9 protein-coding genes are annotated in these 10,283 nt (G+C 55.3%); 5 read left to right on the top strand and 4 right to left on the bottom strand.

What is annotated here, in order from left to right; genetic code table 11:
• Positions 1-319 precede the first annotated feature (319 nt).
• Positions 320-1,159: a response regulator transcription factor gene (locus RDL77_RS20790; protein ID WP_223615306.1), complete on the bottom strand. Its 840-nt coding sequence runs from the start codon at positions 1,157-1,159 to the stop codon at positions 320-322.
• A 540-nt stretch (positions 1,160-1,699) separates the two neighbouring features.
• On the opposite strand from RDL77_RS20790, the gene RDL77_RS20785 reads away from it, so the two are divergent.
• Genes RDL77_RS20785 through RDL77_RS20765 form a run of 5 tightly spaced genes read left to right on the top strand, consistent with a single transcriptional unit; the run spans position 1,700 to position 6,321 of the window.
• The gene (locus RDL77_RS20785; RefSeq protein WP_223615305.1) at positions 1,700-2,869 is read left to right on the top strand and encodes an MraY family glycosyltransferase; all 1,170 of its coding nucleotides are present in this window, start codon (positions 1,700-1,702) and stop codon (positions 2,867-2,869) included.
• Between the two features lie 22 nt (positions 2,870-2,891).
• Complete coding sequence (locus tag RDL77_RS20780; RefSeq protein WP_288194551.1) at positions 2,892-3,725, top strand: glycosyltransferase family 2 protein; 834 nt, start codon at positions 2,892-2,894, stop codon at positions 3,723-3,725.
• Positions 3,722-4,384, top strand: a complete 663-nt coding sequence (locus RDL77_RS20775) for a YdcF family protein (RefSeq protein WP_223615304.1) — start codon at positions 3,722-3,724, stop codon at positions 4,382-4,384. Before RDL77_RS20780 ends, RDL77_RS20775 begins: the two co-directional genes overlap by 4 nt.
• Entirely contained in the window at positions 4,381-5,673 is a 1,293-nt protein-coding gene (locus RDL77_RS20770; RefSeq protein WP_223615303.1) for a hypothetical protein, read from the top strand. Before RDL77_RS20775 ends, RDL77_RS20770 begins: the two co-directional genes overlap by 4 nt.
• Positions 5,674-5,733: 60 nt before the next feature.
• The gene (locus RDL77_RS20765) at positions 5,734-6,321 is read left to right on the top strand and encodes a putative colanic acid biosynthesis acetyltransferase (protein WP_288194550.1); all 588 of its coding nucleotides are present in this window, start codon (positions 5,734-5,736) and stop codon (positions 6,319-6,321) included.
• An 18-nt stretch (positions 6,322-6,339) separates the two neighbouring features.
• Here the strand turns inward: RDL77_RS20765 and RDL77_RS20760 are convergent, their stop codons facing one another.
• From RDL77_RS20760 to RDL77_RS20750, 3 genes are all read right to left on the bottom strand, one after another.
• Entirely contained in the window at positions 6,340-7,518 is a 1,179-nt protein-coding gene (locus RDL77_RS20760) for a glycosyltransferase (RefSeq protein WP_288194549.1), read from the bottom strand.
• Positions 7,519-7,579: 61 nt separating this feature from the next.
• The gene (locus RDL77_RS20755) at positions 7,580-8,824 is read right to left on the bottom strand and encodes a glycosyltransferase family 4 protein (protein ID WP_288194548.1); all 1,245 of its coding nucleotides are present in this window, start codon (positions 8,822-8,824) and stop codon (positions 7,580-7,582) included.
• Positions 8,824-10,080, bottom strand: a complete 1,257-nt coding sequence (locus RDL77_RS20750) for a glycosyltransferase family 4 protein (RefSeq protein ID WP_374042767.1) — start codon at positions 10,078-10,080, stop codon at positions 8,824-8,826. Before RDL77_RS20750 ends, RDL77_RS20755 begins: the two co-directional genes overlap by 1 nt.
• Positions 10,081-10,283 lie beyond the last annotated feature (203 nt).

Raw genomic sequence — 10,283 nt, 5'->3', positions numbered from 1 at the left:
CCAAATATACTGTGAAATATATTTATATTGAGTGATGTCGGCAATGTTGTGGAGTATTCCGCGTCTGTGCGTATCGCCGTTGACGAGTGCGCGCCAAGCCCGCGCATCCAACTCGCATCGACATTGTGCATGGCCCGGCCGCGGCACAGGGCATGCACAATGTCGATGGTTGGGGTCGTTTGACGGCCCGCCGCCGGCGGAGAAAGCAGGTTCATAAGGCAACATCCGACATTCGTTGCGTGGGGACGGGTTCGGTTGGGCCGAACAATCCGAAGAGCGCCATGTCATTCTGAGACAGGTCGTTTCACGGCGCTCTGCTTCAGATATTGATCATTAATTCCGTTATCTCCGTATTGCGGCTGAAGGCCCGCTCGGTATTGCGGCTGAAAGCCGATTGCAGAGATTCATGATCAAGGTGATTACGGTATACTGCCGCGGCCTGTGTACGGTTGTGTACCTTGAGCTTCCGAATGAGATTGTGAACATGGACCTTGACCGTATGGTCGGAAAGGCTGAGCCGGTCAGCGATGGTCTTGTTTTGCAGCCCTTCGGAGAGAAGCTCGAGAATTTGATGTTCGCGCAACGTCAATGTATCGATTGGCTTGGTGCCGGACATCGGTCCCCTTTTACCCTCCACGAGTGACGGTTGTTGATGGCGGGCGTGGCCATCCTTCGCCAGTTTTTCCAGCGATTGCATGGCACCGTATGGGTAATATTCGCCGCCATTGAGCAGCAGCCATATGGCAGCCAGCCAGATGTCGAGCTTCAAGGTGAACGGAAGCAAGCCCTGGATTCTTCGGTCGCAGAACAACCTATTCAACCCCTGCGATGCAAATCCGTCGCCATTGATCATGAGCGTGATCGATGCATTCGGAAAACATGTCCTGCAGCGTTCAATGCAATCCGGGAGGTCGGTGATCAGCTCGGTCTGCAAAAGGACCAATCCAACGCCCATGTCGGGATCCTGGGAATCCGGCAGAAAACTCGACAGTGTTATCCGAATATCAGCGAATGTTCTTTCCAATGACTTCACAAGTCCTTGAAAGACGACCCCCGTTTCAGCATAAATGAAGATGGCATTTTCAGATTTGCTTTCAAAGTTCTTTCCGGGTTCGTAGTTCACGCATTCACTTAAATTAAAAGGTACATTACCGTTCATACTTGCCCCCATTTTTGGCAGGAATAGACCTGCAAGTTTTTTGTTTTTTCTGTTATTTTTTATCCAAGTAATCAATAAGATTGATCTACGTGGAAATGCCCATATGGCATTAATAAAGATTAACTTAGTTATTTGAGAGTGACGCGGGCGTGACTTGACTACGAAGATTGATTATTTGGATCTGTTTCAGATAGGCCAGATAGTTTGCTTATTCAGGCCGAGGTCATAGTTCCGGTAGTTCAAAGTTTTTACCTGGAGGGAAAATATAGTCTGATAGGCTTGTTATACCAAAGCTTTAGTAGGCCTTGCTCGCGAAGTATGTGAAGGAAATGCGGTGCCGGGCAGAAATGATGGCACCCATGTTTGTGACCGTACTCAAAAGGTCCATGCCACCTCATACTTCAGGCGGACCTTCTCGTCATTTCTCCTAAATGGAATTGGTTCGAGCGTCGCGCTACCTTTTCGGGAAAAGCATTCACGTCAACAATGAAGGTGATGACACTTGGCATTGGTGAATGCACGACCAAGTGGGGGTAGACCTTGTTGTTCTGGTTCACCAGCTGTCTTGCAACGCTGTCAATGACGGTATTGCTTATAGGATTTCTCAAAAAGGCTTCCCATACATTGGCGCTCGTCGATTATCCGGATAGCCGAAAACAACACGAAAACGTTGTTCCGTTGTGCGGCGGGATCGCGATTTTTTCCGCATTTTTTCTGGTCAGTCTTTTCTCCCGAGGCGTAGCGCCCTTTCCGGTCAGTTTCTGGATCGGGATTCTGATAATCCTGGGCATCGGCGTGATGGACGATCGAACGGAACTTTCGGCTCGAACGCGGCTCGTTGTGCAATTCTTGGCAAGCGCCATTCTGATAATCCCGCTGGCGGCACCGAGTATCTATGTAGCAAACATGCTGCCGCTGGCCCTTATTGGTTCAGCGCTGCCTGTCCTCACAATCATTGCTATTCTGTTCGTTATTGGGCTGGTCAATTCATGGAACATGATTGATGGCGTGGATGGACTTGCAGGTGGTTGTGCTGCAGCTGCCCTTTTCTGGATAAGTCTGCTTTCGTTTTATAAGGGGCTTGGAGAACTGGGCGTTTCCGGCCTCGTTCTTCTCGCCGCGGTTTGCGGTTTTCTCCTGTTCAACATGCGAAGCCCCTGGTCAGCACGGGCCAAAATATTTCTTGGCGATGCCGGCAGTACAGCGCTGGGTGCAGCCATTGCCTATTTGATCATCACTTTGTCGCGGCAGAGCGAGATTGCCTTTCCTGTCTTGCTCTGGATCGTCATTGTGCCGGTCACAGATACCATCAGTCTTATCGTGAGAAGGCTGCATGCGGGGCGTAATCCGCTAACGGCTGATCGCTGGCATCTGCATCACTTGCTGCTGGACAGGTCGCATTCCCACGCGATGACCACAAACATCATTGTGGCATCGTCTGCGATCTGCGGTGGCGTCGGGGCCGTCGGTATTCTGTTGGGAGCCTCCAATTACCTCATGACATTTGGACTGTTCATACCGGTCATCATTCATTCGGCGTTTGTCTTCGTGTCGAACGGCACCAGCAACACCGTCCGTATGCGTCCGGTAACAATGGGCCAGCTCAATCCTGTTTCGCCAGTTCTTCTCCGCGCGGAGGCGAGCAAGAACTTCGGCACAAATCATCAATCGGCGCAGCCGAAACCCGGCATACTGTCGGATCCGGTTTAGCACCTACGAATGGAGTGTTCACGTGTCAGTATCTGTCCTGATCATGACGCTAAATGAGGAAGCAAGTCTTCCGGCCTGTCTGGCATCACTGTCCTGGTGTGACGACATCGTCATTCTGGATTCCTTCAGCACCGATCAAACGCTCGAAATAGCCCGAAAGGCGGGCGCGCGGATTTATCAGCACAAATATGAAACTGAAACCAGGCAGCGCATGTACGGTCTCAAGGAAATAGAGTTCAAGCATCCGTGGGTCTACATGCCGGACGCGGACGAAATTACGCCTGACGATTTACGCGACGAAATGCTGGCGATAGCGCGTGATCCAGACCGGCCGGAGGCGCTGTTCCGCGTCCGCTACAAGAACATGTTCATGGGACGCTGGGTCAAGCACAGCAGTCTTTATCCGACATGGATAACGCGGTTGTGCCGCCCGGAGCGGGTGAGATATGAGCGCGAGTGCCATTCGCGTTGCGTGGGTGACGGTCCGACAGGACGGCTGAACTCCCATTTCATCCACTACAGTTTCAGCAAGGGCCTGACTGCCTGGTTTGACAAACACAACAGGTATTCCGGGTTTGAGGCGAAGGAATCGCTGCAGATCCTGCGCGACAGAGGCATCCCATGGAAGGATTTTTTCAGCCCGGCTCCTGAAGCTCGCCGCAGAGCGCTCAAGGAACTGTCCTATCGGGTGCCGTTCCGTCCAGCGGCCCGCTTTGTCTATATGTATCTGTTGCGAGGCGGATTCCTGGATGGCTGGCAAGGCTACCATTATTGCCGGCTTATCGCCGCTTACGAGTATATGATTGTGATCAAGATTCAGGAGCAGCGCCGCCGCGAACATGGTCTTTCGATATGACGCCGTTGCCAGCTTCCATCTCGAAGCGTCGACGCGGTGGTCTGGTTCGCCGCTGGAGGTTCGCCGCCATCCTTTTCCTGGGACTGTTTGCCCTGTGCAGCTATCCCCTGGCAATTGTATTCGCCAACACGCTGCTGAGCGTGCGCAACCCGGCAACCCAGGCGGACATTATTGTTGTTCTGGGTGGAGACGGGCCCGCTCGCGCCGCGCAGGCCGCGCGCTTGTGGCAGGCTGGCATGGCGCAGAAAATTCTGATAACCGGCGACGGGGATTGCTACTGGATACGCAAATCCCTGTTGGAATTTGGCGTGGATGCCGGATCAATCACGGTTGAGTGCCAGTCAAGAAACACGTGGGAGAACGCGCTTTTCTCCAATCCCATCTTGCAACGCATGCAGGTGCGTAAAGCTATTCTTGTCACCAGCTGGTTTCATTCCCGCCGCGCGCTAAACAGTTTCAAACAGATCGCGTTCAATATCCAATGGCAATCGGTTCCGGTTGAGCCGGACGCTCCCATGTGGCGGATCGCGGTCGAGCAGGACGGTATTCAGATTTTCAAGGAGTACCCGAAGAGCCTCTGGTATGTGTTGCGTTCTTCGTTGTGGAAAGATCGCGGCGAACGCGATGCCCGGACCTTTGCCATGGGAATGCTGGCATGAACTGGCTTTTCACATGGCTGATGCTCGCTACCGTTCTCTGGCTGATCGGCTGGGGCCTCCTGCAGCGCGAAAGGCTTTACCAGTTTCCGTTTCTGGTCGGCGTCATCACATTCAGCTTTATCCTGCCGCAGATTCCAGCGCTCGCCGCTGACCCGTTCCTGCCGCAAGGGGCTTATGTCAAGACGATAGCATTCTCGATTCTTTGCCTCATCATGTGCTGGCTCGGATGGTCGGAGAATGCGCAACCGCTTCGCTTCCTTCAACAGTCCTTTGAAGAGAGGAAGCTCCTGATTGTTTCATTGCTTCTGTCGGTTACGGGCGCATATTTCTACTACAAACTGAGCCGATTGCCCGGAGACGTTTCTGTCGGCGTGCAGATGAGCGGCGCTCCGGTGGCATGGCTGTTCTTTGCCCGGTTCATGAGCTATGGCCTTGCTATCGCTGCGCTGTGTTTCGCACGCCGCGTTTCCTGGATGGCTGCCATCATCATTGCCGTGGATCTCGTATTCTATCTCGACCGGATAGTGGTGACTGGCAAGCGGGCTGAAGCGGTAGAACTGATTGCGATCTTCGTGCTGGCATACTGGTTCCAGAGATCATGGGTTGTGCCGCGGGCATTCGCTATCATCGGCATTGTGATGGGAATGTTGCTGATGAGCTCGATGAGCGATTATCGCGACATAACACGCGCCAACTCGGGACCCATCTGGGGGGATATCTCCCGGATCGACATCACATCCAATTTCGACAATCTGCTGAAGAACGGCGGACCGGAAATGCGCAATGCCATATTGCGCGTTTACAACACGGATATGTCACTGGAATTCGACTATGGCTTGTTCCACTGGAATCGCCTTGTCTTCAACTATGTTCCCGCGCAGATTTTTGGCGACAAGTTCAAAACCGCGCTGATGGCAACACTTCCCTCTCTGGGGCGCGAGTACAATCCTTTGACCGGTACTACTGAAACAGGAATGGCTGACGCTTTTCAGTCCTTCTGGTACTTTGGCGCCCTCAAATTTCTCCTTCTGTCCTATATCGTCCGAAGATTGTGGGTCTCTGCGAATGCCGGCGCGACGACGGCCCAGATTGTCTACATGCTGTCGATCGTCCCCGCCATGCATGCCATTTCCCATCAGACGGATTGGGCGCTGATTGTGTGGGTGCATATGCTGATTTTCCTGGTGCCCGCCCTCGCATGGGCGCGGCGTCCAGCATCCCAAGCGCCACCTGTGCAATCTCATGTCATGTCGGCGCCTCTGCATCTACGCCCGGTCGTATCACACTAAGCCTGGATGGTCGGATCGGCAGCTGAACGGCTGAGGCAATGTTTTAAGGGAGATAATGCGATGCGATCACGTTTTGCCGATACAACCTTGGATACATCAGGAGAGCCATTGCCCCGTTTCGGTGGCGCGACTTTCGCGCTGAGATTCCGGCTGATGCGATTGAGCTGGATGATCTGCTGGACCCTGCTGGCCGCGTGGACCCCTTCTCCATGCAGCCGCTGGCGCATCTGGCTGCTGAGGCGCTTTGGGGCACGGATTCACCCCACGGCGATTGTTCGCGGCAGCGCGCGGATTTGGTGGCCCGGCAATCTTGTGATGGGACAGCACGCATCAATGGGGCCGGGCGTGCTTTGTTACAATGTCGCCGAAATAACGTTCGGGGATTTTGCGATCGTCTCGCAGCGTGCCCATTTGTGTACCGGCACCCATGACGTCGATGACAGTGATTTTCCGCTGACCAGCCGATCCATCATCATCGAGGCGAACGCCTGGGTGGCTGCAGAGGCCTTTGTCGGCCCCGGTGTGGTCATCGGGGAGGGCGCTGTCCTTGGTGCGAGAGCCGTGGCCGCGCGCGCCTTGGATCCGTGGACGATCTATGTCGGCAATCCGGCGAAGCCGGTCAGGCCACGGCGTGGCGGTCCGGTGTGAACCCCGCCATATGCTGCGTTACGAGGCCGGCAGCGTTGGACGAATGCTCCCCAGATAGCCATTGATCGTCGATGCGGCGATCTGCGGCCAAGTATATTGGTCGCGAACAAGCTGACGGCCGTTTCGACCCATAGCATGTGCCATTCCGGCATCGCTGAGAATATCGCAAAGACCAGATGCGACGTCATCCGGTGCAAGGGTTACAACTGCGCCGGCGCGGGCTGACCGGACTTCCGGAAAATGACAGGCGTCGCTGATGACCACCGGCAATCCACACGCAAGCGCTTCGAGAATGGCGACGCTGAAGCCTTCCTGGCGACTTGGCAGGCAAAAACAGGTGGCATCAACCAGGGCGCGCAGCTTGTCCTTGCCATAAAGGCCGCCAACCAAATGAACGCGGTCGTTCAGGTGCAACTGGCCGACCAGATTGATGAACGCTTCGCGCGCGCCACCATCCGGACCTGCCACAACCAGATCGACATCGGGATAGGAGTTAGCGATGCGGGCGAAAGCCGTTGCCAGGACATCCAGCCCCTTCTTGGTATGAAGCCGCGATAGAAATAAAATGACGCGTTTGTTGCCGATTAACGGAAACCGCTCCTTGAAGAACCCGTGCGAGGGAAGCTCTTCGAACTCTTCCAGAAAGACCCCGTTGGGAATGATGAGATTGGGCGATACGAGTTCGAGCGGTTTCAGCAGTTGCGCTTCGTCTGCATTCAGCGCCAGTATGAATTTGGCGTTGTTCAGCATTGCGCGATAACCCAAAAGCAAGGCAATCCGCTTTTTGAAGGCTTTCTGTTTCAAGCTCCACACGTCGAGCATTCCGTGCGGTTGCACGCAATATGGAATCCCTTTGCCATGCGCGATTTTTGCCGCCACCTTGAGCAACGGCTCCCAGACACCGTGGACATGGACGAAGGATGCCGTGTCCAGAATTGCCTGCAATTGCTTACGCCCCTGCAGGCAAAGAATGCGCTCTTTCATATCCGGATCTGCCAGCAAATGCCACTTTATCGAAGCGAAATGCGGGACAGTATCTGCGGCTTTGAAAGCCCGCCTCTGTATGTCTGGGCCCCCATAACTGACGATATGAACATCGTGGCCCTGGTTGGACTGTGCAGCTGCCAGACGGATGCACCCGCCCTGTGGGCCGCCGTGTGCAGGATCAATGGAAGAAATGATATGAACTATACGCATATCGGAACTCTCCTGCTTGGTGTCCATTCAGACAAAGGCTGCATGGGGTGAATTTCCATACCTATCGTTCCACCGCGAATTGTTTTTGAAGACGGGGAGCCAGAACGTCCATAAGCCGCTGGCCGTAGCGCTCGACGGTGAATTCGGAAGCCCGCTCCTTTGCCTGGCTCGACATCCGGGCATGCAATGCCGGATTTTTTGCAAGCCGCAGGAGCGCGTCTGCGAGCGCCCTGCTATCCCGGATAGGAACGATGAAGCCGTCTATTCCATCCCTGACGACGCTTCCGGCGTTCTCGGTACAAATGACCGGCAAACCTGCGGCGAGCGCCTCGTAGATCGCAGTGGCGGAGCCTTCACATATCGAAGGGAGAAGGAAGACGTCCGCCCATTGATATTCCTTTATCATCTCCGACCGAGGTATGATGCCGCGCAGTTCCACCACAGCAGCCAGCTTCTGCCGGATGTCAGCCGACAGTATCGTTGGCCCGGCCATGCGGAACTGTGCGGATGGTCCAACCAGCCTTGCCGCTTCGGCCACATAGGGCGAGCCCTTGCGCAACCCCACCTCGCCGACGGTCAGCACACGCAGGGGACCATCCGTTCGAATGGTCTGGCGGTCTTCGAATTCAGAGTCGATGCCATAGGGAACGACGACGCATCGATCAGAGGGGCCGCCGGAAGCGACGACGTTGCGGCGTACAAATTCGGACGGACAGATGATGATGTCCGCAAGCGCCCATTCGGCCTTCTCACGCGCGGCGAAGGTTTGCGCATAGCGGTTCACTTCATATTTCCCCGCCCAGTCGGGAAAACTGCGTTGTTCCTGTTGAACAAGTTCTTCAACGACCTGGCGCGGCGCGATCATCTGTTCCACGGCCGTCCACATTCCCTGTGCTTTGGCCGCTTGCATTTGCTCGAGAGCATCGCCGCTGAAAGCGTAGAGGCCGGCTGCTCCATGAAATCCGCTGGATGCCACCAGTTGTGAGAAATGGGTGCCGGCCCAAACGGCATGCTTTGTCTGTTCAATCACATTTGTAACTCTGAGCCGGCGGATTGCCGAGATGACGCCGAATGCGGGAAAGGTAGAGGTCAGGTCTGGTGCCACACCTTTGGGCACGCGGCCGATCAAGCGCTTGAGGGATGGCAGGAGCATCGATCGGGGCACGGTGTTGATCACGCGGGGCCAGCTATCGGTCGCGCAGATGTCCGTGTAAAAATGAGCAAGCCGGCCTTGCGCGGCGAGTATGCGGGGCACGGCATAATGCATTCGTGCGCCCAACTGACTGACGACAACTGTTCCACCCATCATGCTGACCTAAAAATGGTGGACCTCAACGGATCCGTACCCGGTTGCTCAAACGCAGACATGACGTCGGACCATGACTGCACTGCGTTGTCCCGCGAATAGACCGTTTCCAGCAGGTCCCGGGCGTTGCACCCCATCTGGGTGCATTGCTGGGGGGAGTTTTTCAGTTGGACGATCAGGGTCGCAAGCTTTTGACTTTCGCCGATTTCAACGGCCTCTCCGCACCGGGTTGATGCAATCACATTTGCCACTTCCCCATCGGGCGCTCCAACGAAGAGCGTGGGGCGGCCAGCTGCCAGAATGCCGTAAAACTTGCTCGGGACGATGCAATGCTCAAGCCTGGGAATGAGCGAGACAATGTGGGCGTCGGCGGCGCTCAGGCTTTCCGAAATATTTTCCGGAGGCTGCAATGGCTTGAACAGGATGTTCTTCAACTGACGCTTCTGGGCAATTTCCTCGATACGTGCCCGCTGTTGCCCGCCCCCGACCAGGAGGAACTGTATACCGCTGTCGTCTTTCAACAGGGTTGCCGCTTCAATCAGGGTGGTAAAGTCATGTGCCCGCCCAAAGTTGCCGGAATAGCCAACGACGAATTTATCCTGAAGTCCCCAGTGACGTCTCAGGCCATTGTCTGATCGCGGAACCGGATAGATTTCGCTGCCATCCGACCAATGGTGCATAACACGAATCCGATCGCCGGGAATGCCGCTGCCTTGCAAATAGGACGCCATCATCTCGGTCGGGCAGACAATCATGGTCGACCTGCGCATAGACCAGTTGCGCAGCATCTTGCTGATTTTCCCCGGAATGCCTTTGCTCGAAAGCATCTCCAGTTCCATGGCGACTTCGGGAAAAAGATCCATAACCCAGTTTATTATCCTGGCGTTGCGCCACAAGGCCGGCAGGGCGGTCGTCACCGACAGCAAGGGAGGATCCGTGCAAACGACAAACAAGTCGCCGGAGCGAAGATACCTCAGGCACCATATGAAAACCGATAGGTGGAATGTCAGATAATCAACGATCCTTCCTGCCAGGTGATGGCGTCCGAACCGGGTGGCCCAAAGCCGTTTCACTGCAACGCCGGCGATCATCTCTTCCGCCGGAAGAACGACACCCGAATGGTCGTGAAGTGTGCGGCTTGCAATTGCCGTGACGTCGAAGCCGTGGTGCGCAAGCGCGGACGCCAGGCTGGATACCATGCGGCTTGTGGCCGATTGATCGGGCAGGAAATAGCGGTTTGCGAAAACGATTCTCATTCCGGATCCTTCCTATGCCCGGGCCGTTTGTATGGCCGCAGGCAAAGCTAGGAATGAAGTTTCGCAGGTGGCGGCGCGCGCAAGCAAGATCAACAAACGCACTACAGGCGGTCCTGGCGGGGCTTAAGCCCCTACGCCTTCTGGAGAGGGTGAGGCGGACAGATGTGCATGCCGTCTTGCCATTATCGGTCGTCACATGGCGG

Origin of the sequence: uncultured Phyllobacterium sp. (assembly GCF_902479695.1) — a bacterium.
GTDB lineage: Bacteria > Pseudomonadota > Alphaproteobacteria > Rhizobiales > Rhizobiaceae > Phyllobacterium > Phyllobacterium calauticae.
The sequence above is the reverse complement of the archived record's forward strand: the minus strand, read 5'-3'. Positions and strand labels throughout refer to the sequence as shown.